Raw genomic sequence first — 21,138 nt, 5'->3', positions numbered from 1 at the left:
ATCGCCACGAGGCCGAAGACCAGGTCCCTGATGATCGAGCCTGGGGCGATCGGGCGTTTCATCAGGCCAGCCCCAGGGCGGAGACCGCCATGTCGATGAGCTTGATGCCGACGAAGGGGGCGACGAGGCCGCCGACGCCGTAGATCAGGAGGTTGCGCGACAAGAGCTTGCCGGCGCCGATGGCGCGGTACTTCACGCCCTTCAGGGCCAGCGGGATCAGGGCCACGATCACCAGGGCGTTGAAGATCACCGCCGACAGGATCGCGCTTTGCGGGCTCGCCAGCTTCATGATGTTCAGCCCGCCCAGGGCCGGCAGGGCGACCACGAACATCGCCGGGATGATGGCGAAGTACTTGGCCACGTCGTTGGCGATCGAGAAGGTGGTCAGCGCGCCGCGGGTGATCAGCATCTGCTTGCCGACCTCGACGATCTCGATGACCTTGGTCGGGTCGCTGTCGAGGTCGACCATGTTGCCGGCCTCGCGAGCGGCCTGGGCGCCGGTCTGCATGGCCACGCCCACGTCGGCCTGAGCCAGGGCGGGCGCGTCGTTGGCGCCGTCGCCGCACATGGCCACCAGCCGGCCCTTGGCCTGCTCGGCCCGGATCAGCCGCAGCTTGTCCTCCGGAGTGGCCTCGGCGAGGAAGTCGTCGACGCCGGCTTCCGAGGCGATGGCCGCGGCGGTCACCGGGTTGTCGCCGGTGATCATCACCGTGCGCAGGCCCATGCGGCGGAGGTCCGCGAACCGGGCCTTCACGCCGGGCTTGACCACGTCCTTCAGGTGGATGACGCCGACCAGGGCGCCGTCCTCGCTGACCGCCAGCGGCGTGCCGCCCGAGCGGGCGATGCGGTCGACGGCGGCCATCACCTCGGCGGGGATGCGCTTGGGATCGATGGCCAGGCTGCGATAGACCGCGTCCACCGCGCCCTTGCGCCACGAGCGGCCGTCGACATCCAGGCCCGACTGGCGCGTCGTGGCGCTGAACGGGATGGCGGTCGCGCCGGCCGGCGCCTCCAGGGCCAGGCCCTGCTGGCGGCCCAGCTCGACGATCGAGCGGCCTTCCGGCGTCTCGTCGGCCAGCGAGGCCATGACGGCGGCGCGCAGGGCCGCGTCGGGACGCACGCCGGGGGCGGCGATCACCTCGGTGGCCATGCGGTTGCCGAAGGTGATGGTGCCGGTCTTGTCGAGCAGCAGGGTGTCGACGTCGCCGGCGGCTTCCACCGCGCGGCCCGACGTAGCCAGCACGTTGACCTTCAAGAGGCGGTCCATGCCGGCGATGCCGACGGCCGAGAGAAGCCCGCCGATGGTCGTCGGAATGAGCGTGATGAACAGCGCCCCCAGCACCAGCGGATCCAGAACCACGCCCGAGAACTTGCCCAGGCCCAGCAGGGTGACCACCGCGATCAGGAAGATCAGGGTCAGGCCGGCCAGCAGCACGGCCAGGGCGATCTCGTTGGGCGTCTTGCGACGGTCGGCGCCTTCGACCATGGCGATCATGCGGTCGAGGAAGGTCGAGCCCGGCGCGGCCGTGACCCGCACCTTGATCCAGTCGGAGACGACCGTGGTGCCGCCGGTCACCGCCGAGCGGTCGCCGCCGCTCTCGCGGATCACCGGCGCGCTTTCGCCGGTGATGGCGGCCTCGTTGACGCTGGCCATGCCCTCGACGATCTCGCCGTCGGTGGGGACCACGTCGCCGGCCTCGACCAGCACGAGCTCGCCGGGAACCAGCTTGTGGGCCGGGGTCGGGATGATCGTGCCGGCCTGGTCGTCGATGATCAGCTTGGCCTTGGTGGTGACGCGGGCGGCCCGCAGGCTGTCGGCGGCGGCCTTGCCGCGGCCCTCGGCCACGCTCTCGGCCAGGTTGGCGAACAGCACGGTGGCCCAGAGCCACAGAGAGACCTGCACGGCGAAGCCGGCCGACTGCTGGGCGGCGATGGCCGCGACGGCCGAGACCGTCGACAGCAGCGCCACGATCCAGGTCGCGAAGATCACCGGATTGCCGGTCAGCTTGCGCGGGTCGAGCTTGAGGAAGGCGTCCTTGGCCGCGCGGGCCAGGATCGGGGCGGAGAGGCCGCCGGCGAGGCTGGGGGCTTTGCGCCGCCCGCCCTCGCCCGCCTCGATGTCATAGGTTGTCATGGGAGATTCGCTTTCGGTCAGCGTTGGGCGACGAAGGCGAGCGCCTGGAAGTGCTCGACGATCGGTCCCAGCGCCAGAGCGGGGAAGAACTGCAGGCCGCCGAGGATCAGGATCACCCCGATCAGCAGGCCGACGAAGAGGCCGCCATGGGTCGGCATGGCGCCGGCCGTGGGGGCGAGCTTGGGCTTGGCCGCCAGGGCGCCGGCGATGGCCAGCACCGCGACGATGGGGGCAAAGCGCCCGAACATCATCGCCAGGCCCAGGGTGGTGTTCCACCAGGGGGCGTTGGCCGTCAGGCCGCCGAAGGCCGAGCCGTTGTTGGCCGTGGTCGAGACGTAGGCGTAGAGGATCTCCGACAGCCCGTGCGGGCCGGCGTGCATCAGTCCCTTCAGCGCCTCGGGCAGGATCGCGGCCAGGGCGGCGAAGCCCAGCATGAACAGCGGGATGACCAGCACGGCCAGCATCGAGAACTGGATCTCGCGGGCCTCGATCTTCTTGCCGAGATACTCGGGCGTGCGCCCCACCATCAGGCCCGCGACGAACACCGCCAAGAGGGCCATGACGACCATGATGGCGACGCCCGAACCGATGCCGCCGGGCAGGATCTCGCCCAGCTGCATCAGGAACATGGTGATGCCGCCGCCAAGGGGCATCAGGCTGGAGTGCATGCCGTTGACCGAGCCGTTGGAGGCGCCGGTGGTCATGGCCGCCCAGGCGGCGGTCGAGGGGGCGCCGAAGCGGACCTCCTTGCCTTCCATGTTCACGCTGGCGTCGACATGGGCCGCGACCTGGGCCGGCGGGGCCTGGGTTTCGGTGACGTAGATGCCCGCCGCGCCGGCGCTCAGCAGCACCGCGGCGGCGATGACCAGGGCGCGCACGTCCTTTTTCGCCAGCACGCTGCGACCGAAGGCGAAGAAGGCCGCCCAGCCCAGCACGTTGATCGACACCGCCGTGATCAGGTTGGTCAGCGGCGTGGGGTTCTCGAACGGGTGGGCCGAATTGACGTTGAAGATGCCGCCGCCGTTGATGCCCAGTTGCTTGACGGCCAGCTGGCTGGCGGTGGCGAACAGCGAGATCTTCTGCTCGCCGCCCTCGAGGGTGTGGGCCGTGACGCCGGCGGCCAGGGTCTGGGGCACGCCCAGGGCCGCGAGCACGAGCGCGACGACCACGCAAAGCGGCAGCAGCACCCACAGCGTCGTGCGGATCACGTCGCTCCAGAAGTTGCCGACGTCCTCGCCCCTGTTGGCGATGAAGCCGCGCGCCAGGGCCGCGGCGATCGCCGCGCCGGTGGCGGCCGAGACGAAGTTCTGCACCGTCAGCACCAGCATCTGGCTGAGCGTCGACATGGTGGTCTCGCCGCCATAGCTCTGCCAGTTGGTGTTGGTTACGAAGCTGACGGCGGTGTTGAACGCCAGGTGCGGCGACAGCCCCGAAAAGCCTTGCGGGTTCAGCGGCAGCACGCCCTGCAGGCGCAGAACGCCATAGACCAGGAAGAAGCCGACGGCGTTGAAGGCCAAGAGCGCGCCGGCATAGCCGATCCAGCTCTGGCCCTTGCGCGGGTCGATGCCGCCGGCCGCATAGAAGAGCCGCTCGACCGGGGCCAGCACCGGGTCGAGCCAGGTGCGCTCGCCGTTCCAGACGCGCGACATGTATACGCCCAGCGGCCAGCCGATGCCGACCGCCAGGCCAAGCGTCAGGGCGATCTCCGCCCATCCTTGCCAGTTCATTTGAGGTTATCCGAGGATCGTCAGAACCGGTCCGGCCGCATCAGGGCCGTGACCATGTAGGCCGCGACGACGATCGCCCCGGCCCCCCAAAGCGCGTTCACGAACAGGGTCATGCGCGCCTCAATGCGACGGCGAACAGGCCGAAGAGCCCGAACAGCCCTCCGCCCAGCGCCAGGAATGCGATGTCAGCCATGTCGGCCTCCTTCCAGCTTGGCGCGGAAGGGACCACGAAGCCGCGTAAGGGCTCCATTCGGGAGATGTATGGGCGGCATAAGGGCCGCATAAAGATCGTCGACCGATAGGCGATGCTGCAATGCAGCGAGAGACTAGACGCCCGCCACCACCGTCAAGCTTCACCGCTAACTGAGCCGCCAGCCTTGTGAACAAGGCGCTTTCGTGACGACGCGGAGGCTTTGCGGGGATTATCGCCGCGCCGAAACTTTGTCCTTGTTTGCAGCGCAAAATCGCGAAACGGTGGAAGCCTTCACACCTCGAACGCGTTCTTGGGTCATGTCGCCGCTGTTTCCCACCTTGATCATCCTGGGCCTGCTGGCGCTGCTGGCCTGGCCCAGCATCGAACCCCGCCTGCGCCGCCGCCTGCGCGGCCGCGGCAAGCGCCGTGGGTATTTCCGGGACTGAACCCAAGATCCTCCCCCTCTGGGGAGGCAGCCCGAAGGGCCGGAGGGGCGACGTTTTCAGCTTTCGAGGCGCTGGCCGGCCATCCCCCAGACCCTCTCCCTGAAGGGAGAGGGAGGGGCCCAGGCGACAGCCTGGGAGGGTACCTCCCCCTGCGGGGGAGGCGGCCGAAGGCCGGTGGGGGGCGTTTTCAGCTTTCGAAGCGGCGGAAAGTCATCACCAACTCCCCCCTCCGATCGCTCACGCGATCGCCTCCCCCACGGGGGGAGGTTCCTCTGCGCCCTTCCCTACGACTCCAGCTCGATGTCCCAATAGAGATAGTCGAGCCAACTGGCGTGCAGGTGCCCGGGCGGGAACTTGCGGCCGCGGTCCTGAAGCTCGTGCATCGAGGGCCGGCGGGCGGTGTGGAAGGGGTGCATGCCCGCCTCGCGCGGGGTGCGCCCGCCCTTGGTCAGATTGCAGGGCGCGCAGGCGGTGACGATATTTTCCCAGGTCGTGCGGCCGCCGCGCGAGCGGGGGATCACGTGGTCGAAGGTCAGCTCGTCGGGCGAGCCGCAGTATTGGCAGCTGAAGCTGTCGCGCAGGAACAGGTTGAAGCGGGTGAAGGCCGGCGGCCGCTCCTGCGGCACGTACTGCTTCAGCGACACCACGCTGGGCAGCTTCATCTCGAAGGATGGCGAATGCACCACATGGTCATAGGTCGAGACCACGTCGACGCGGTCGAGAAACACCGCCTTGATCACCTCCTGCCAGGGCCAGAGGGACAGCGGATAATAGCTCAGGGGCCGATAGTCGGCGTTGAGCACGAGCGCCGGCATGCCGGACGGGGGACGGGTCAGCACCTGCATGAGGGCCTCCCGCTCACGGGACCGACAAGGTCCCCATGGGGCTGGTACGCGGTCGGACTGAAGACGGGCCTCCTTCCTACGCAAATCAGGGAATCGCCATTCACTCCCGGACGCACAGAAAGGATGATCCCAATCGGCGACAGAACCAAGACGAAGCTTGCGAAAGTTCAGCCCGCGCCCTTCGGCCGTCACACCCGGAGCGTGATCTCGCCGCGCCGCACGCCCCCGTAGCAGGCCCAGAGAAGATGCGCCGCCACGCCGCGATAGGGCTTCCAGGCCTCGGCCCGGATGTAGGCCGCCTTCTCGGTCGGACGAACGTCGTGCCCGTCGGCCCAGCGCATGGCCTCCTGCAGGGCGATGTCGCCGCCTGGGAAGACGTCGATGCGCCCCTCGCAGAACATCAGGAAGGTCTCGGCCGTCCATCGCCCGATCCCCTTGATGGCCACGAGGGCGGCGACGGCCTGCGCGTCGGGCATGGCCTTGAGGGCGTCGAAGTCGCAGGCGCCCGACAGGTGCGCGCCGGCGATCTCGCGCAGGTAGCGCACCTTGGGCCGCGACAGGCCAAGGCCCTGCAGGGCCGGATCGTCCAGCGCCATGACGGCGTGCGGCGTCAGGTCAGGAAGGCCCGCCCGCACTCGCGCCCAGATCGCCGCGGCGGCGGCCACCGAGATCTGCTGCTCGACGATCATGCGAGCCAGGCCCGGAAAGCCGCCGGGCCGCAGACGCCATTCGAAGACCGGCGTCACCGCCTCGAGGCGGGCGAACATCGGGTCGGCGGCGGCCAGGTGGGCGCGGGCCGCGGCGATCAGGTCGGGGGTCGGAGCGGAGGCGGAGATCACGCCGGCGAGGAAGCCCCCGCCGGGCGGGGCTGGCAATCCGAAACTTGCGGTCGGAGCGGATCGGCCGCCGGATCAGCCGATGGCGACGATCTCGACCTCGCCGCCGGCCACCATCGCCGTATCCCCCACGCCCTTGCCCATCAGGGCGCGGGCCAGGGGCGAGACATAGGACACCGAGCCCTTGGCCGGGTCGGCCTCGTCCTCGCCGACGATGCGGAAGGTCTGGGTGCGGCCGTCCTCGCGGTCGAAGGTCACCGCGTCGCCGAACTGCACGCTGGTGCGGCCCTCGTCGCGCTCGACCGGCTGGGCCGTGGACCGGCGGGCCGACCAGTAGCGCAGGTCGCGGGTGGCGCGGGCCATGGCGGTGCGGTCCTCGGCCACGCCGCCGGCGGCCTGGGCGGCCGCATAGGCGGCGCGGGCCGCGGCGAACTCGTCCTCGATCATCGCCAGGCCCTGCGGCGTGACGAGATTGGGATGCTGCGAGATCGGACGGTCGGGAAGGTCGGCGGCGAACGCTTCGGCGTCGCCTTCCTTGGTGAAGGCCACGCTCATCGGGGCGCTCGCGAAGACTGGAACGAAAGGATCATCGGACGGAAACCCGGCATGTCGCGGGTCGTTCCGCCACCCCGGCTATGGCCGAGCCGGGCGCCGAGATCAAGATTTGCGGGATCAGGATGGGGCGGCGCACCCCGGCGGCCGTCCCCGATCAAGTCGGGACGGCCGCATCGGACATCTTCGTCCTTACAGCGCGATGGCCAGCACGGCGCCGGCGACGCCGATGGCGGCCACCAGGAAGTAACCGATGGCGACGCGGTCGAAGAGGCCTTCGAAGGCTTCGAAGCTACGGTTGGTCATGACACACATCCTTGAAGTTAGGTGCGCGCCGACCCCCTCGGCCGGCGTGGTTCGATGGCGGTCTCTTGATGGCCGATCCATCTGAACAACGCTTAGATAACATGGATCTTAGCAACGTCAAGATATCTTGACGCTGTTTGGATGGATTTTCGCTACGTAAGGGATAGAGTGACCCGCGATGACTCTCGCCCAGCCCGAAGCCCGCCCCTATCACCATGGCGATCTGAGCCGCGCCCTCGTCGAGGCCGCCCGCAGGATCCTGGAAACCGAAGGCCCGGCCGCCTTGTCGCTGCGGGCCGTGGCCCGCGAGGCCGGCGTCAGCCCGGCCGCGCCCTACCACCACTTCAAGGACAAGGGCCAGTTGCTCGACGCGGTGGCCCACGAGGGCTGGGTGGCGCTCGATGCGGCGCTGATGAAGGCCCGCCAGGACAGCGACGACGACCGCCGCCGCATGACCAACCTCGGCGTGGCCTACGTGACCTTCGCCCGCGACAACCCCGCCCTCTACCGCGTGATGTACGACTGCTCGCGCGACAAGGACGCCCTTCCCGACCAGATGAAGGAGGAAGGCGCCTACTGCCAGGTGCGCAACACCATCGCCCACGCCGCCGGCGACGGCGTCTCCGAGATCGACCTGGAGCTGGCCACGATCGCCGCCTGGTGCGCCGGCCATGGCCTGGCCGAAATGAGCGGCTTCAAGCAGTTCGAGAGCCTCAAGACCCTGCTCGGCGGCGAGGAGGCCTTCCTCAAGGCCGTGTTCGACCACCTGGGCATGTTCGCCAAGTTCGACAGGGGATGAGCTTCGCCCCCGTGAAACGGGGGCGCTGGCGCGGATGACCTTCGCCACCCGGTTCGCCCCCTCCCCCACCGGCTACCTGCATCGCGGCCATGCCTTCTCGGCGCTGGCGGCCTTCGACGCCGCGCGGCAAGCCGACGGCCGCTTCGTGTTGCGCATCGAGGATATCGACGCCACCCGCAGCCGCCCCGAGTACGAGGCCGCGATCCTCGATGACCTGGCCTGGCTGGGCCTTGCGTGGGAGGAGCCCGTCCGCCGCCAGTCCGAACACCTGGCCGACTATCACGCCGCCATCGAAACCTTGCGCGGGCGCGGCCTCGTCTATCGCTGCTTCAAGACCCGCAAGGAGCTCGACATCGGCCGCGCCCCGCACGAGCCGGCCGTCGCCTATCGCGGCGAGCCGCTGTCGCCCGACGAGGAAGCCGAGCGCCTCTCGCGCGGCGAGGCCTTCGCCTGGCGGCTGTCGCTCGATGCGGCCGAGGGGGCGCTGGGCGGCTTCGGCGATCTCGCCTTCGTCGAGGAAGGCGCCGGCCCCGGCGGCGAGACCGGCCTGATCGCCGCGCGCCCTGAAACGGCCGGCGACATCGTTCTGGCCCGCAAGGACGTCGGCGTCGCCTATCATCTGGCCGTGGTGCTGGACGACGCCCTGCAGGGGATCACCCACGTGATCCGGGGCGAGGACCTGTTCGAGGCCGCCCACATCCAGCGCCTGCTTCAGGCCTTGCTTGGCCTGTCGACGCCGACCTATCGCCACCATGGCCTGCTGGTCGGCCTGGACGGCAAGCGCTACGCCAAGCGCGACAAGGCCCAGACCCTGCGCGAGCTGCGCGCCGCCGGCATGACCCCGGACGTCCTGCGCGCCGAGATGGGCCTCTAGCCGGGGCCGCCGGCCTGCTCGACCAGTTGGCCCATGGCCCGCAGATAGCCGGCGAAAGCCGCCCGTCCCGTCTCGGTCAGCCGCACGCGGGTCAGCGGCTTGCGCCCCACGAAGCTCTTGTCGATCGACACGTAGCCGGCCTCCTCCAGCTTGCGCAGGTGGATCGAGAGGTTGCCCTGCGTGACCTCGAGCAGGGTCTTCAGCTCGGTGAACTCGGCGACCTCGGCGCTGGCCAGGTAGGCGACGACGCCCAGCCGCACGCGGCCGTGGATGACGTCGTCGAGCCCGCTTATGTCGAACCTTGCCGTCACGATCGTCTCAGGCGCCCAGGTCCACGGTCCGGCCCATGGCCTGGCGCATCATGAAGAAGCCCGGCGCGGCCATGAAGGCGAAGAGGCCGAAGGTCGCGACCAGCAGATAGAGGCCCGCGCGATCGACCAGCAGCCCCATGGCGACGCCCACGACAAGCCAGCCCAGCGAGACCACCAGCATCCAGGCGCGCTTGCGCAGGGCGAAGACCGCGTACCAGACCGCGCCTTGCAGCACGAACACCACGGCCGGATGGTACAGCCAGTAGCGGAAGTCGTGGTTCTTCACGGCCGCCACCGCGAAGACGATGATCAGCGCCAGGTTGGCCAGGCCCGCGCCGGCGAAGGCGGCGTTGATGGCCCTGTGGGTCACCCCGCCCTTGGGCTTGCGGCGCTCGACCACGATGACGATCGTCATGAGGATCAGGAAGATCACCGTCGGCAGCCAGGCCAGGATCAGGTTGCCCAGCCCGCCCAGGCTCACCAGGCCGTTCTCCTGGGCGACATAGACCAGGCACTGGACGCCGTAGAGCAGGCCCGCCGAGCCGTAGAGCGCGCCGCCGGCGACGCCCAGGCCGGCCCGCTCGGTCCCGCCCTCGGCCAGGCCGCGCAGGAAGGCCAGGTCGTCCTGCACCGTCTTCAGCTTGTCGTTCATGGGCGCGGCTCCGTCGGCGACATCATGCAGGGTCACAGGATTCGTCCCAACAGCGGCATGCGGCGCAGGGCCATGGTCGACAGCCAGCTCAGCGCCGTCGCGCCGACGAACACCGCCGTAGCCTTGGCCAGCCCGCTCCAGTCCTGCGGCAGCAGCGACCAGGCCAGCCACGAGGTGAACACGTAGTGCAGCAGGTACATGCCGTAGGCGTTGGCCTGCAGGCTGGCGCCCACCGGGCCCGTCCGGCGCGCGAAGCGCAGGAACGTGGCCAGGGCGGCGAAGGACAGCGTGGCGCAGGCAAGCGTGAACATCACCCCGCCGAAGACGTCGAGGAACGGCCGGGGCGGCGGGTTGGGCGAGAAGGCCAGGATCAGGGTCGCCACGCCGCCGACGATCGGCAGGATCGGCGCCAGCTGCCAGGCCCACCAGCGCCGGGCCAGCTTGCCGTCCGGGTCGGTCAGGCCCGAGCCGACGCCGGCCGCGCCGACGGCGATCCCGGCCAGGAAATAGACGAGGTAGTGGCCGATGCGGGCGGTCTGCACCGTGAACGGGCCGATCATGGTCCAGTGACCGAACGGCGTGGTCATCGACAGCGGCAGGTAGGCCAGGGTGCTGACCAGCACCAGGCCCCAGAAGAACCGTGCAGGCTTGCGCTCGGCGCCCTCGCCCAGCCGCGCCAGGCGGTCGAGAAGGCCGGGCGCGACGGCGTAGGCCCCCGCCGAGATCGCCCCGAAGGCCAGCAGCACCCACAGGAACCAGGCCGGGCCGGCGGGCCAGAACGGCAGCCGGGTCCAGGCCTCGGCGAAGGCCGCCACGGACGGCGCGCCGCCCGACTGCAACCAGGCCGGATAATAGGCCAGCGGCGCCAGCAGGGCCGCGGCGACCACGAACGGGACGCCCAGGCGCAGGGCGCGGCTCTTCAGGAACCCGCCCGCCCCCTTGGCCCGCAGGCCGTCGGCGACGAACAGGCCGGAGATGAAGAACATCAGCGACATGAAGAACATGTCGTTGACCAGGGTCAGGATCCCGAACGCCCCTACCCTTTGCGGATCCACGATCGGGAAGGCCGTCCACAGGATCGGCTGGGCGTCGAACGCCTTCGGGGCCGGCGCGTACGGGTGATAGGTCATCGCCGTGTGGTGAAAGATCACCAGCAGGGTGACGAAGGCGCGCAGGGCGCCGACGGGAGCGTTGCGGCCGCCGGAGACGGCCGTCTTTTCTGAAGCGCTGAGCGGCGCGTGCATGGATTGCCTCCCCTCCTGTCGAGGTTGGAGGCGACCATGGATCAACTAGTTTGTTTTGTAAACCAGTCTATCAATCGACGTTCGATGAAGGCGCGGAGCGCCCCCGCCTTCATCGAACGTCGACCAGAAGGTCAGGCCGCTTGGGCCGCCCTCGCGGCACGGGCCTCGCGCAGCAGGCCGACCGCCCGCAGCGCCATCTCCAGGCGCGAGACGCCAAACAGGCCGACGCCCAAGACTACAAAACCGTCGGTCAGCAGCACGGCGCTGATGTGCCAGGCTTCCGCCTCGGCCTCGAACACCGTCTTCAGGGCGAAACGCACGACGAAGATGCCCAGCAGGAACAGGATCGCCGCCGGCGAGGGCTTGGTGTTCAGCTCATGGGTGTCGGGATCGATGGCGATCGGGATCAGGCGGCCGCGCCACCAGCCGATCGTCGCCCCCACCGCGAAGATCGCCGCCAGCCACAGCCAGTCGGTCCCGTGCGGCGTGAACTGCATGAACAGGAAGACCGTGGCGACGACCATGACGGCCGGCAGGATCCACATGAACTCCAGCTTCAGCCGGCGCTCCTTGCTCATCGAGCGGAAGCGCAAGGCGAAGACGATGGCCACGACCAGCGCCGTGACGCCGTAGCCGATCAGTTTCTGATTGCCGTGATCCACGACCGAGTTCCCCCGAAAACGCGCGGCATCACGCGCCGCGCCCCCGGAGGCGATGAGCAACCGAAAAGCCGGCTCACGTCAATCGCGAGCCGGCCGGCTCCAGTAGCGATAACGGTAGGCCGTCGAAAAACCGCGCGCCGCGTAGAGGGCGATGGCCGCGGCGTTGGCGTCCTCGACCTGAAGATAGGCCATGCGCCCGCCCAGCAAGGACGCCTCGGCCAGCAGGGCGTCGAGCACCCGGCGGGCCAGACCACGGCGACGGAAGTCCGGATCGGTGCGCATGCCGAAGATCCCCACCGCCTCGCCATCGACGGCGCAGGCGCCGAGCGCGGCGGTGCGGCCGTCCAGGGTCAGGCGGGCGAACCGGGCCGGCGCCGGGATCCGGCCCAGCGCCTGCAGCCGCTCGCCGGCGTCGGCCGCATTGCCCTTGGCAGAGGCCACCAGCAGCGCCTCGAAGGCCGGATCGGGCTTGGCGGACAACTCGACCTCGGGATCGGCGGCGCCGACGACCGGCCCGGTCATCAGCAGGGTCTCGCCGTGCGGAACGTAACCCCGGCGCGCCAGGCGATCGGCCAGGTCGGCCGGCGCCGTCGCCCCGTCGGTCAGCTTGAAGCGGACCGGCAGGCCGCGCTGGCCATAGAAGGCCTCGACCGCGTCGATGGCCGCTTCCGGGTCACGATCCGGCTCGCCCAGCGGCCAGCAGGCGTTTATCCGCAGCGAGAAGCCGTCCGTGGCGTTCAGACGCCAGCCGCCCAGGCGTTCGCGCTCTCGCGCGGGCCATGCGGCGTCGGCGATCGGCTCGAGAACCTCGGGGCTCATTTCTCTTTCAGCAGGGCTTCGACCAGGCCGCGGGCCTCGGGGCTGGACCAGTCGGCCTCGCCGGAGATGCGGGCGCGCTCGCGGCCCTGCTTGTCGTAGATCACCGTGGTCGGATAGCCGGCGGCGCGTGGCTCCAGGTCGAACGACATCTTGTAGGTCTTGTCGCGGAACGAGACGAGCGGCCGGTTGGCGGCCATCTCGGCCTGGATCAGGTTGACGTCGCTGTCGCGGTCGACGCTGATCGGCAGCACCTTGACCGGCTGGGTCGCGTAGGCGGCCGCCAGCTTGGCCAGGGTGGGCATCTCCTTCTTGCAGGGCGCGCACCAGGTGGCCCACAGGTTCATGACCACTACCTGGCCCTTGAAGTCGGCCAGGGTGTGGGGCTGGTTGTCCATGTCGGTGAAGACGGTGGCCGGCGCGGCGCGCGGCTGGGCCGGCACGTCCAGCTTGGCTAAAGACCCCTTCTTGAATTCCTTGAGGTCGGCGAGCTCTGCGGGTTTGAACGAAGCCTGGGCGATGACGTATAGGACCGCGACGACGCCGACGAGCATGACGGCGCCGATCGCCCACTTCAGACCGTCGCGCTTGCGCGGCCCACCCGACTGGACTTCGCTCATATGACCGACAACGCCTCCAAATCGCCCGCCGCGAACGGCCAGGGCCAAGCCATGTGGGGCGGCAGGTTCTCGGCCAAGCCGGCCGAACTGATGCAGGCGATCAACGTCTCCATCGGTTTCGACAAGCGCCTGTGGGCGCAGGACCTGGCGGGCAGCCGCGCCCACGCGCGGATGTTGATCAGCCAGGGCGTCATTGCAAGCAGCGACGGCGAGGAAATCCTCGAAGGCCTGGCCAAGATCGAGGACGAGCTGGCCACCGGGACCTTCCCGTTCCGTGACGAGTACGAAGACATCCACATGAACATCGAGGCGCGGCTGCGCGAGTTGATCGGCCCGACGGCCGGCCGGCTGCACACCGCCCGCTCGCGCAACGACCAGGTGGCCGTCGACTTCCGCCTGTGGGTGCGCGACGCCGCCGACCGCTCGGCCGCCCAGCTGGAAGCCCTGCAGAAGGCGCTGCTGGCCCAGGCCGAGACCTATGCCGACGCCCTGATGCCGGGCTTCACCCACCTGCAGCCGGCCCAGCCGGTGACCTTCGGCCATCACCTGATGGCCTATGTCGAGATGTTCGGCCGCGACGCTTCGCGCTTCCGCGACGCCCGCGCCCGCATGAACGAGTGCCCGCTGGGCGCGGCGGCCCTGGCCGGTTCGCCCTTCCCGATCGACCGCCACCAGACGGCCGCTTCGCTGGGCTTCGACCGCCCGACCGCCAACTCGCTGGACAGCGTCTCCTCGCGCGACTTCGCCTTGGAAGCCCTGTCGGCCGCCTCGATCACCGCCACGCACCTGTCGCGTCTGGCCGAGGAGATCGTGCTGTGGACGACGCCGATGTTCGGCTTCATCAAGCTGACCGACGCCTTCACGACCGGCAGCTCGATCATGCCGCAGAAGAAGAACCCCGACGCAGCCGAGCTGATCCGCGCCAAGGTCGGCCGGATTCTCGGTTCTCTCACCACCCTGACCGTGGTGATGAAGGGCCTGCCGCTGGCCTATTCGAAGGACATGCAGGAGGACAAGGTCCCGACCTTCGAGGCCTTCGACGCCCTGGAGCTGTCCCTGCTGGCCATGGCCGGCATGATCGCCGACCTGACGCCCAACACCGAGAAGATGGCCGCCGCCGCCGGCGCCGGCTTCTCGACCGCCACCGATCTGGCCGACTGGCTGGTGCGCGAACTGAACATGCCTTTCCGTGACGCCCACCACGTGACAGGCTCGGCCGTGAAGGCTGCGGAGACCCAAGGTCTGGATCTGGCGGAGCTGAGCCTGGCCGAGTTCCAGGCCATCGAGCCGCGGATCACCGACGGGGTCTACGCCGTCCTCACCCCGGCCGCCTCGGCGGCCAGCCGCATGAGCTATGGCGGGACCGCCCCCGCCCAGGTCCGCGCCCAGATCGCGCGTTGGAAGGAAACCCTGGCATGATCCGTCCCGCCACCCTGATCGCCATCGCCGCCCTGGGCCTGACCGGGGCCGCCCTGTCGGCCTGCGGCAAGCAGGCCGAGCTGGAACGCCCCGCCCCGCTGTGGGGTCCGGAAAAGAAGGCCGCCGAAGCCTCCAAGCGTCGCGAGGCCTCGGCCCGCGCCAACCAGCCGGCCCGCCCGAACGGCACGCAGGAGAACATCGACCCGGCCTCGAGCAACCGCACGACCCGCGCGGCCCCGCTGCGCGGCGCGCCGTCCGACCCGTTCGGCGGTCCGTCCGCCGCCGGCTTCCCGTCCTCGACGCCGAACTGATCCCTCCGAAAGACCTTAAGTGAACCACTTCGAATACGGCCCCGAGGGCCTGGCCTGCGAAGGCGCGCCCCTGGCCAAGATCGCGGCCGAGGTCGGCACGCCCGTCTACGTCTATTCCCGCGCCACCCTGGAGCGGCACTTCACCGTGTTCCGCGACGCCCTGGTCAATGCCGGCGTCGTCGATCCGCTGGTGGCCTATGCGGTGAAGGCCAATTCGAACGTGGCCGTGCTGAAGGTGCTGGGCGACCTGGGCGCCGGCGCCGACACGGTGTCGGAAGGCGAGGTCCGCCGCGCCCTGGCCGCCGGCATCCCCGGCGAGCGCATCGTGTTCTCGGGCGTGGGCAAGAAGCGCGACGAGATCGCCTTCGCGCTGAAGGCCGGCGTCGCCGAGATCAACGTCGAGTCCGAGCCGGAGATGGAACTGATCGCCAGCGTCGCCGCCGAGTTGGGCGTGCGGGCCAAGATCGCCTTCCGGGTCAATCCCGACGTCGCGGCCGGCGGTCACGCCAAGATCGCCACCGGCAAGTCGGAGAACAAGTTCGGCGTCTCGTTCGCCGAGGCCGCGCGCCTGTACGCCAACGCCAGCAACAACGCCGCGCTGGAGCCCATCGGCGTGGCCTGCCACATCGGCAGCCAGATCACCGACCTGGAGCCGATGCGCGCGGCCTTCACCAAGATGCGGGGCCTGGTCGAGCAGCTGATCGGCGAGGGCCTGTCGGTCGAGCGCCTGGACCTGGGCGGCGGCCTGGGCGTGCCCTATTTCAACCACCCCGAGCCCCCGCCCCCGGCCGCCTTCGCCGCGATGGTGGCCGAGGTCACCAAGGGCCTGCCGGTGAAGCTGGCCTTCGAGCCGGGCCGCGTCATCGCCGCCAACGCCGGCGTGATGGTGTCGGAAGTCATCCACGTCCACGAGCGCCCGGAAGGCCGCAAGTTCCTGGTCATCGACGCGGCCATGAACGACCTGGTGCGTCCGGCCATGTACGACGCCTTCCACGACATCCGCCCCGTGCACCCCAAGACCGGCGAGAGCGTCTACGACGTGGTCGGCCCGGTCTGCGAGACCGGCGACACCTTCACCCGCGACCGCGCCCTGCCGCCGTTCGGCCCCGGCGACCTGGTGGCCTTCATGTCGGCCGGCGCCTACGGCTCGGCCATGGCCAGCGAATACAATACCCGCCCCCTCGTACCCGAGGTGCTGGTCGACGGCGACCGCTACGCCGTGATCCGCAAGCGCCCGACCTATGACGAGATGCTGGCCCGGGATCTGGTTCCGGACTGGGTGTAGCGTCTCGGATCCGAAAACCTCGCCCTTCGATAAGCTCAGGGTGAGGTTTTCTACTGGTCCGCAGCGCCGACCCTGGTCCTCATCCTGAACCTGTCGAAGGACGAGGACCACGCACGGCGGCAAGTTCTTGCCGATCGGAGACCGTTGGGCCTCATCGCCCGCAGAGTCTCGCCCCCAAACGCCCTTTGGGCTAGAAGCCTCGCCATGTCGCACAACACCTTCGGTCACCTGTTCCGCGTCACCACCTGGGGCGAGAGCCACGGGCCCGCCCTCGGCTGCGTCGTCGACGGCGTGCCGCCGGGCATCCTGCTGACGGCCGAGATGATCCAGGGCTTCCTCGACAAGCGCCGCCCGGGCAACGGCAAGTTCGTCACCCAGCGCCAGGAACCGGACGCCGTGCGCATCCTGTCGGGCGTGTTCGAGGACGAGCGCACCGGCGGCCAGCGCACGACCGGCACGCCGATCAGCCTGATGATCGAGAACACCGACCAGCGGTCCAAGGACTACGGCGAGATCGCCCAGGCCTTCCGCCCCGGTCACGCCGACTATCCCTATTTCGCCAAGTACGGCGTTCGCGACTATCGCGGCGGCGGCCGCAGTTCGGCCCGCGAGACCGCCGCCCGCGTGGCGGCCGGCGCGGTGGCGCGGCTGGTAGTCCCGGGCGTCACGGTGCGCGCGGCCCTGGTGCAGATCGGTCCGCACAAGATCGATCGGGCGAACTGGGACTGGGCGCAAACCGAGGAAAACCCCTACTGGTCGCCGGACGCGGCGATCATTCCGGTGTGGGAAGAGCACCTGGAGACGATCCGCAAGGCCGGCTCCTCGACCGGCGCCGTGGTGGAAGTGGAAGCGACCGGCGTGCCGGCCGGCTGGGGCGCGCCGCTGTACGGCAAGCTCGACGCCGAACTGGCCGGCGCCCTGATGTCGATCAACGCCGCCAAGGGCGTCGAGATCGGCGAGGGCTTCGACAGCGCCGCCCTGACCGGCGAGGACAACGCCGACATGATGCGCCTTGGCCCGAACGGCGAGCCGGAATTCCTGTCCAACCACGCCGGCGGCGTGCTGGGCGGCCTGTCGACCGGCCAGCCGGTCGTGGCGCGCGTGGCCTTCAAGCCGACCTCCTCGATCCTGATTCCCCGCCAGACCCTCAACGAGGCCGGCGAGGAGATCGACCTGCGCACCAAGGGTCGCCACGACCCCTGCGTGGGCATCCGCGGCGTGCCAGTGGTGGAAGCCATGACCGCCTGCGTCCTGGCCGACGCCTTCCTGCGCCATCGCGCCCAGACCGGCGGCGGCGCGTTCCTGCCGGGCGGCGGCGGCGAACGGATCTGAGGGCCGCGCTGCCCCCTCCGGCCCTCCGGGCCATCTCCAGGAGGAGGATCGTGGCGCGTCGGCTGGCGGCGCCCCCGCGGGCTTATCCCCGCCCCTGGCGCTCGCGCCAGTCTTCGGGGCGGGTGATCATCGACGGACGCAGGAAGGGCGACTGGACGCGGTCATAGCCGGCGATGTCCGCGCCGCCGCAGATCATATCGAGCAGTTCCGAGCCGCTGAGGTCGGGAACGGGCTCCCCGTGCAGCTCTCGCCACAGCGCCTGGGCCTCTTGCTTGATCATGTCTTCGCGGCGGGGCATCGGTCAGGTCTCGATCATTCGACAGCTGAACCACCGAACTTTCCAACTCGTTCCTGATTTTTTTCTTCACGAATATTAACGCCGGTAAGCCGACGCATTTTCGCCACAAGAACTGTCGTCCTGCCGACAGCGTCTTCTGGTCGCGGAGATCGTAAACCTTTGATCGGCTACAACCCGTGGACCTTCGTTCCACGAGTTCATTTCATGCGCCCTTCCCGCCTGCTTCTCGTTCCCGCCCTGCTGGCCGTCGCCGTCGGCGCCCAGGGCTGCCTGGCCGTCGCGGCCGGCGGCGCCGTCGTTGGCGCGACCGGGGCCGTAGTCGGCACGGCCGGCAAGGTCGCCGTCGGGGCCGGCAAGGCCGTCATACCGGGCGAGAGCAAGAAGGACCGCGAAAAGCGCGAGTTCCGCGAGTGGAAGAAGGCCCAGCGGGACTGACCCCCTACTCCGCCGCCTGCGGAACCTGGTCGCCGACGGCCACGCCTTGCAGATAGAGCGACAGCGGCCGGATCTCGTAGGCGCCCGTCGGATTGGCCTCGCCCAGGGCGCGGGCCACGTCTAGGGCCTCGTCCATCGAGGCGCAGTCGACGATGTAGAAGCCCAGCATGGCTTCCTTGGTCTCGGCGTAGGGACCGTCCATCACCACCGGCGGCTCCTGGCCCTTGACCAGGGTCCTGGCCGAGCCGGTGAAGCCCAGGCGCCCGGCCGGCCCCAGCTTGCCCTCGGCATAGAGCCGGTCGTGGACCACCGACAGCTTGGCCATCACCGCCTCGTCCTCGGCCTTGGTCCAGCCGGAGACCAGGTCCTGGTCGTTGTAGCAGAGGATGGCGTAGAGCACGGCGAGACCTCCCGGGTCGTTGGTGACGAGAGGGGTATCGCGACCGCCGTTCGCTGGAAAGAGCCCTCAGGCCTCCAGCGGCGGCTCTACGTCCGCTTCAGACGCAGGCTCCTCGGCCTCCGCCTCGGCCGGCGCGGGACGCGGACGGCCCAGGCGGACGATCTTCTCTTCGGCGGTGCGCACCATGCGGGTCTGGTCGCTGAACTGCAGCAGCTGGGCGCAGACCGGGAAGAAGCCGCCCGGCATGCGGGTGTCGATCCCCTCGCTCAGGCTCATCAGATAGACGCCGGCCGCCTGCAGCTTGCCCATGACCTGCAACAGGTCGACGATGTGGGCGGCGAAGGCGTGCAGGCTGGGAACCACCAGCAGGTCGCCAGGCCTGGCCGAGGCGATGGCCGCCTCGAGGCCCGGCTTGTGCACCGCCAGCGCGTAGCAGGCGTCGTGGTGCAGCGCCTGGCAGCCGGCGGCCGTCAGCTTGTCCGCCAGGGGTCCGTCGAAGGTCGCGCCCCGAACGGGCGGGACCCGGAAGTAGCCGATCATCCGCATGGCGCGTGTGTGGCGAACTCCGCGCCGCCGCGAAAGGGGCGACGGCGTCAAAGTCGGGGATAAACGGAAGCGAGCGCGAGGAACCTCCCCCGTGGGGGAGGCGGCCGAAGGCCGGTGGGGGGACGTTTTCAGCTGCCGAGGCGCAGGCCGGTTTCGAAATCACGCCCCCCACCGATCGCTTCGCGATCACCTCCCCCACAGGGGGAGGTTCGTTACAGCGTCAGCGCGCAGCTCTCGCCGATGGTCGGGCGCGACAGCACCACGCGCGACAGGCCGGGGAACTGCGGCTTCAGACGCTCGGCGAAATAGAGGCAGATCCGCTCGAGGGTCGGGCTTTCCAGCCCCGGGCGGTCGTTGAGCAGGCCGTGGTCGAGCTCGGTGGCCACCGCTTTCAAGGCGACATCCAGGCTTTCCAGGTCGGCGACCCAGCCGGCCGCCTGCATGGAGCCCTTGACGCTGGCCTCGACGCGGAACGAGTGGCCGTGCAGGCGGCGATAGCGGTGATCGCCGGGGCCTTGCTCAATGTAGTGGGCCGCATCGAAATGCGCGGCCTTCGTGATCTCGAAGACGGGTTCGGACATGGACTTCTTTTATGACTAGGCCTGGGAGGCTCTAGCGCGCGGTCCTGTCACCAAACCGAGCGCCCTATCCATCAGGGCAGGCCGAGATACTTGTGTGTCTGGACGCTTAAACGCCATTTGGGGTGGGCAAGGCAATAGGCGACGGCCAATTGCGTGTTCCTGTCGCGGTCCGGGCCGTCCATCGGTTGCAGGTAGAAGCGCTCGAAATCCATGGCCTCGAACCGTTCGGGCATGGCCTTTTCCTGCGGGAAGACGAGCTTGAGTTCCTGGCCCGAGGTCTGGACGACGGGGGCGTCGGCCTTGGGGCTGACGCAGATCCAGTCGATGCCGTCGATGGCCGGCAGGGTGCCGTTGCTCTCCATGGCGATCTGGAAACCGCGCTTGTGCAGCGCCTCGACGATGGCCGCGTCCAGCTGCAACAGCGGCTCGCCGCCGGTGCAGACCACCAGCCGGTCGTCCGGGCCGCCCGTCCAGGCCGTCTCGACCGCGTTAGCCAGGTCGTCGGCCGTGGCGAACTTGCCGCCGCCCTCCCCGTCCGTTCCGACGAAGTCGGTGTCGCAGAAGGTGCAGACGGCCTTGGCGCGGTCCTGCTCGCGGCCGGTCCACAGGTTGCAGCCGGAAAAGCGGCAGAACACGGCCGCCTTGCCCGCCTGGCCGCCTTCGCCTTGCAGGGTCAGGAAGATCTCTTTGACGGAGTAGGTCACGGGACCAGGACCTCGCGCCCGGCCGCGTCCCATTCGGCGTAGCCCTTTTCGCGCAGCTCGCAGGCCGGGCACTCGCCGCAGCCATGGCCCCACGGATGCAGCTCGCCCCGTTCGCCCTGGTAGCAGGTGTGGCTCTCGACCACGATCAGGTCGACCAGGTCCTCGCCGCCCAGCTGCTTGGCCAGCGCCCAGGTCTGCGCCTTGGTCAGGTACATCAGCGGCGTCTCGACGCGGAATTTCCGGTCCATGCCCAGGTTCATGGCGCTCTGCATGGCGTCCAGCGTGTCGCGCCGGCAGTCGGGATAGCCCGAGAAGTCGGTCTCGCACATGCCGCCGACCAGGGCGTCGATGCCCCGGCGATCGGCCAGGGCCGCGGCGTAGATCAGGAACACCAGGTTGCGGCCTGGCACGAAGGTCGACGGCAGGCCGCGCTCGGTCATCTCGATGGCGCGGTCGGCGGTCAGGGCCGACTGGGCCACGGCGCCGAAGCTCCTGATGTCGAGCACATGGTCCTCGCCCAGGCGGTCGGCCCAGTGCGGGAAGCGGGCGGCGACCTGGTGACGGACGGCCTGCCGGGCCTCCATCTCGATGGAGTGACGCTGGCCGTAGTCGAAGCCCAGGGTCTCGACGCGCTCGTAGCGCTCGAGCGCCCAGGCCAGGCAGACGCTGGAGTCCTGGCCGCCGGAGAACAGCACCAGGGCGGCGCCCGAGGGCGCGGAAGGCCCCGAAGGAGAAGAAGACAGGGAAGATGCGGACATGCCGCTCCTCTACACGACCTTGCCTTCGGCTGGAACGGCGGCGCGCGGCGGG

At 69.5% G+C, this 21,138-nt stretch carries 25 protein-coding genes; 8 read left to right on the top strand and 17 right to left on the bottom strand.

Going from position 1 to position 21,138, the window contains the following annotated elements; translation table 11 throughout:
• Positions 1 to 61: 61 nt before the first annotated feature.
• Both kdpB and kdpA read right to left on the bottom strand, forming a co-directional pair.
• Entirely contained in the window at positions 62 to 2,134 is a 2,073-nt protein-coding gene (gene kdpB, locus V6S85_RS07635) for a potassium-transporting ATPase subunit KdpB (protein ID WP_334348551.1), read from the bottom strand.
• Positions 2,135 to 2,151: 17 nt separating this feature from the next.
• Entirely contained in the window at positions 2,152 to 3,861 is a 1,710-nt protein-coding gene (kdpA, locus tag V6S85_RS07630) for a potassium-transporting ATPase subunit KdpA (protein ID WP_334348550.1), read from the bottom strand.
• A 510-nt stretch (positions 3,862 to 4,371) separates the two neighbouring features.
• Between kdpA and V6S85_RS07625 the strand changes: the two genes are divergently transcribed.
• Complete coding sequence (locus V6S85_RS07625) at positions 4,372 to 4,500, top strand: hypothetical protein (protein WP_279325493.1); 129 nt, start codon at positions 4,372 to 4,374, stop codon at positions 4,498 to 4,500.
• Between the two features lie 284 nt (positions 4,501 to 4,784).
• Here the strand turns inward: V6S85_RS07625 and V6S85_RS07620 are convergent, their stop codons facing one another.
• From V6S85_RS07620 to greA, 3 genes are all read right to left on the bottom strand, one after another.
• Positions 4,785 to 5,345 (bottom strand): HNH endonuclease, encoded by a 561-nt coding sequence (locus tag V6S85_RS07620; protein WP_116490642.1) that lies wholly within the window; start codon positions 5,343 to 5,345, stop codon positions 4,785 to 4,787.
• Between the two features lie 188 nt (positions 5,346 to 5,533).
• The gene (locus V6S85_RS07615) at positions 5,534 to 6,112 is read right to left on the bottom strand and encodes a DNA-3-methyladenine glycosylase family protein (protein WP_334348562.1); all 579 of its coding nucleotides are present in this window, start codon (positions 6,110 to 6,112) and stop codon (positions 5,534 to 5,536) included.
• Positions 6,113 to 6,256: 144 nt separating this feature from the next.
• Entirely contained in the window at positions 6,257 to 6,736 is a 480-nt protein-coding gene (greA, locus tag V6S85_RS07610; RefSeq protein ID WP_334348549.1) for a transcription elongation factor GreA, read from the bottom strand.
• 481 nt (positions 6,737 to 7,217) lie between these two features.
• Here greA and V6S85_RS07600 point away from each other — a divergent pair, with 481 nt between their 5' ends.
• Both V6S85_RS07600 and gluQRS read left to right on the top strand, forming a co-directional pair.
• Positions 7,218 to 7,838 carry a TetR/AcrR family transcriptional regulator gene (locus V6S85_RS07600; RefSeq protein ID WP_116490640.1) on the top strand — a complete coding sequence of 207 codons (621 nt, stop codon included), beginning with the start codon at positions 7,218 to 7,220 and terminating at the stop codon, positions 7,836 to 7,838.
• A 34-nt stretch (positions 7,839 to 7,872) separates the two neighbouring features.
• On the top strand, positions 7,873 to 8,712 hold the full coding sequence (gluQRS, locus tag V6S85_RS07595; RefSeq protein WP_334348548.1) for a tRNA glutamyl-Q(34) synthetase GluQRS: 840 nt from the start codon (positions 7,873 to 7,875) through the stop codon (positions 8,710 to 8,712).
• Here gluQRS and V6S85_RS07590 read toward each other — a convergent pair.
• From V6S85_RS07590 to V6S85_RS07565, 6 genes are all read right to left on the bottom strand, one after another.
• Entirely contained in the window at positions 8,709 to 9,023 is a 315-nt protein-coding gene (locus V6S85_RS07590; protein WP_116567840.1) for a winged helix-turn-helix domain-containing protein, read from the bottom strand. The genes gluQRS and V6S85_RS07590 overlap by 4 nt on opposite strands.
• A 7-nt stretch (positions 9,024 to 9,030) precedes the next feature.
• The gene (locus V6S85_RS07585; RefSeq protein ID WP_334348547.1) at positions 9,031 to 9,675 is read right to left on the bottom strand and encodes a hypothetical protein; all 645 of its coding nucleotides are present in this window, start codon (positions 9,673 to 9,675) and stop codon (positions 9,031 to 9,033) included.
• Between the two features lie 32 nt (positions 9,676 to 9,707).
• Positions 9,708 to 10,919, bottom strand: a complete 1,212-nt coding sequence (locus V6S85_RS07580) for an acyltransferase family protein (protein WP_334348546.1) — start codon at positions 10,917 to 10,919, stop codon at positions 9,708 to 9,710.
• Between the two features lie 131 nt (positions 10,920 to 11,050).
• On the bottom strand, positions 11,051 to 11,581 hold the full coding sequence (locus V6S85_RS07575; RefSeq protein ID WP_334348545.1) for a CcdC protein domain-containing protein: 531 nt from the start codon (positions 11,579 to 11,581) through the stop codon (positions 11,051 to 11,053).
• A 78-nt stretch (positions 11,582 to 11,659) separates the two neighbouring features.
• Positions 11,660 to 12,400 (bottom strand): GNAT family N-acetyltransferase, encoded by a 741-nt coding sequence (locus V6S85_RS07570; protein ID WP_116567846.1) that lies wholly within the window; start codon positions 12,398 to 12,400, stop codon positions 11,660 to 11,662.
• Positions 12,397 to 13,017, bottom strand: coding sequence for a TlpA family protein disulfide reductase (locus V6S85_RS07565; protein ID WP_116567848.1), 621 nt, complete (start codon positions 13,015 to 13,017; stop codon positions 12,397 to 12,399). Before V6S85_RS07565 ends, V6S85_RS07570 begins: the two co-directional genes overlap by 4 nt.
• Here V6S85_RS07565 and argH point away from each other — a divergent pair, their 5' ends adjacent.
• The 4 genes from argH (at position 13,018) to aroC (ending at position 17,364) form a co-directional block, all read left to right on the top strand.
• A complete protein-coding gene (argH, locus tag V6S85_RS07560; RefSeq protein ID WP_116567850.1) occupies positions 13,018 to 14,436 on the top strand; it encodes an argininosuccinate lyase in 1,419 nt (472 codons plus the stop codon). It abuts the gene before it with no gap.
• Positions 14,433 to 14,747: a hypothetical protein gene (locus V6S85_RS07555; protein WP_165828845.1), complete on the top strand. Its 315-nt coding sequence runs from the start codon at positions 14,433 to 14,435 to the stop codon at positions 14,745 to 14,747. The genes argH and V6S85_RS07555 overlap by 4 nt, the downstream gene beginning before the upstream one ends.
• A 19-nt stretch (positions 14,748 to 14,766) precedes the next feature.
• Positions 14,767 to 16,032, top strand: a complete 1,266-nt coding sequence (gene lysA / locus V6S85_RS07550) for a diaminopimelate decarboxylase (RefSeq protein ID WP_334348544.1) — start codon at positions 14,767 to 14,769, stop codon at positions 16,030 to 16,032.
• Between the two features lie 204 nt (positions 16,033 to 16,236).
• Positions 16,237 to 17,364 (top strand): chorismate synthase, encoded by a 1,128-nt coding sequence (gene aroC / locus V6S85_RS07545; RefSeq protein ID WP_116567855.1) that lies wholly within the window; start codon positions 16,237 to 16,239, stop codon positions 17,362 to 17,364.
• 82 nt (positions 17,365 to 17,446) lie between these two features.
• On the opposite strand, the gene V6S85_RS07540 is transcribed toward aroC, so the two are convergent.
• Entirely contained in the window at positions 17,447 to 17,662 is a 216-nt protein-coding gene (locus tag V6S85_RS07540; RefSeq protein WP_058348060.1) for a hypothetical protein, read from the bottom strand.
• 204 nt (positions 17,663 to 17,866) lie between these two features.
• On the opposite strand from V6S85_RS07540, the gene V6S85_RS07535 reads away from it, so the two are divergent.
• Positions 17,867 to 18,097, top strand: coding sequence for a hypothetical protein (locus V6S85_RS07535; protein WP_116490629.1), 231 nt, complete (start codon positions 17,867 to 17,869; stop codon positions 18,095 to 18,097).
• 4 nt (positions 18,098 to 18,101) lie between these two features.
• On the opposite strand, the gene V6S85_RS07530 is transcribed toward V6S85_RS07535, so the two are convergent.
• The 5 genes from V6S85_RS07530 to queC form a co-directional block, all read right to left on the bottom strand.
• Positions 18,102 to 18,497, bottom strand: a complete 396-nt coding sequence (locus V6S85_RS07530) for a YciI family protein (protein WP_334348543.1) — start codon at positions 18,495 to 18,497, stop codon at positions 18,102 to 18,104.
• A gap of 66 nt (positions 18,498 to 18,563) precedes the next feature.
• Entirely contained in the window at positions 18,564 to 19,037 is a 474-nt protein-coding gene (locus V6S85_RS07525; RefSeq protein WP_165828847.1) for a recombinase family protein, read from the bottom strand.
• A 218-nt stretch (positions 19,038 to 19,255) separates the two neighbouring features.
• Positions 19,256 to 19,624: a 6-pyruvoyl trahydropterin synthase family protein gene (locus tag V6S85_RS07520; protein ID WP_334348542.1), complete on the bottom strand. Its 369-nt coding sequence runs from the start codon at positions 19,622 to 19,624 to the stop codon at positions 19,256 to 19,258.
• A 71-nt stretch (positions 19,625 to 19,695) separates the two neighbouring features.
• Entirely contained in the window at positions 19,696 to 20,328 is a 633-nt protein-coding gene (gene queE, locus V6S85_RS07515; protein ID WP_334348541.1) for a 7-carboxy-7-deazaguanine synthase, read from the bottom strand.
• Entirely contained in the window at positions 20,325 to 21,086 is a 762-nt protein-coding gene (gene queC / locus V6S85_RS07510; protein WP_334348540.1) for a 7-cyano-7-deazaguanine synthase QueC, read from the bottom strand. The genes queE and queC overlap by 4 nt, the downstream gene beginning before the upstream one ends.
• Positions 21,087 to 21,138: the final 52 nt, after the last annotated feature.

Origin of the sequence: Caulobacter sp. CCNWLW153, from assembly GCF_036889365.1 — a bacterium.
In the GTDB taxonomy this organism is placed as follows: Bacteria; Pseudomonadota; Alphaproteobacteria; order Caulobacterales; family Caulobacteraceae; genus Caulobacter; species Caulobacter radicis.
The sequence above is the reverse complement of the archived record's forward strand: the minus strand, read 5'-3'. Positions and strand labels throughout refer to the sequence as shown.

What these genes read in the sequence shown, in the direction of transcription:
- kdpB (WP_334348551.1), bottom strand. Translation starts at nt 2,134, where the DNA reads ATGACAACCTATGACATCGAGGCGGGCGAGGGCGGGCGGCGCAAAGCC.
- kdpA (WP_334348550.1), bottom strand. Translation starts at nt 3,861, where the DNA reads ATGAACTGGCAAGGATGGGCGGAGATCGCCCTGACGCTTGGCCTGGCG.
- V6S85_RS07625 (WP_279325493.1), top strand. Translation starts at nt 4,372, where the DNA reads ATGTCGCCGCTGTTTCCCACCTTGATCATCCTGGGCCTGCTGGCGCTG.
- V6S85_RS07620 (WP_116490642.1), bottom strand. Translation starts at nt 5,345, where the DNA reads ATGCAGGTGCTGACCCGTCCCCCGTCCGGCATGCCGGCGCTCGTGCTC.
- V6S85_RS07615 (WP_334348562.1), bottom strand. Translation starts at nt 6,112, where the DNA reads ATGTTCGCCCGCCTCGAGGCGGTGACGCCGGTCTTCGAATGGCGTCTG.
- greA (WP_334348549.1), bottom strand. Translation starts at nt 6,736, where the DNA reads ATGAGCGTGGCCTTCACCAAGGAAGGCGACGCCGAAGCGTTCGCCGCC.
- V6S85_RS07600 (WP_116490640.1), top strand. Translation starts at nt 7,218, where the DNA reads ATGACTCTCGCCCAGCCCGAAGCCCGCCCCTATCACCATGGCGATCTG.
- gluQRS (WP_334348548.1), top strand. Translation starts at nt 7,873, where the DNA reads ATGACCTTCGCCACCCGGTTCGCCCCCTCCCCCACCGGCTACCTGCAT.
- V6S85_RS07585 (WP_334348547.1), bottom strand. Translation starts at nt 9,675, where the DNA reads ATGAACGACAAGCTGAAGACGGTGCAGGACGACCTGGCCTTCCTGCGC.
- V6S85_RS07580 (WP_334348546.1), bottom strand. Translation starts at nt 10,919, where the DNA reads ATGCACGCGCCGCTCAGCGCTTCAGAAAAGACGGCCGTCTCCGGCGGC.
- V6S85_RS07570 (WP_116567846.1), bottom strand. Translation starts at nt 12,400, where the DNA reads ATGAGCCCCGAGGTTCTCGAGCCGATCGCCGACGCCGCATGGCCCGCG.
- V6S85_RS07565 (WP_116567848.1), bottom strand. Translation starts at nt 13,017, where the DNA reads ATGAGCGAAGTCCAGTCGGGTGGGCCGCGCAAGCGCGACGGTCTGAAG.
- argH (WP_116567850.1), top strand. Translation starts at nt 13,018, where the DNA reads ATGACCGACAACGCCTCCAAATCGCCCGCCGCGAACGGCCAGGGCCAA.
- V6S85_RS07555 (WP_165828845.1), top strand. Translation starts at nt 14,433, where the DNA reads ATGATCCGTCCCGCCACCCTGATCGCCATCGCCGCCCTGGGCCTGACC.
- aroC (WP_116567855.1), top strand. Translation starts at nt 16,237, where the DNA reads ATGTCGCACAACACCTTCGGTCACCTGTTCCGCGTCACCACCTGGGGC.
- V6S85_RS07540 (WP_058348060.1), bottom strand. Translation starts at nt 17,662, where the DNA reads ATGCCCCGCCGCGAAGACATGATCAAGCAAGAGGCCCAGGCGCTGTGG.
- V6S85_RS07535 (WP_116490629.1), top strand. Translation starts at nt 17,867, where the DNA reads ATGCGCCCTTCCCGCCTGCTTCTCGTTCCCGCCCTGCTGGCCGTCGCC.
- V6S85_RS07525 (WP_165828847.1), bottom strand. Translation starts at nt 19,037, where the DNA reads ATGATCGGCTACTTCCGGGTCCCGCCCGTTCGGGGCGCGACCTTCGAC.
- V6S85_RS07520 (WP_334348542.1), bottom strand. Translation starts at nt 19,624, where the DNA reads ATGTCCGAACCCGTCTTCGAGATCACGAAGGCCGCGCATTTCGATGCG.
- queC (WP_334348540.1), bottom strand. Translation starts at nt 21,086, where the DNA reads ATGTCCGCATCTTCCCTGTCTTCTTCTCCTTCGGGGCCTTCCGCGCCC.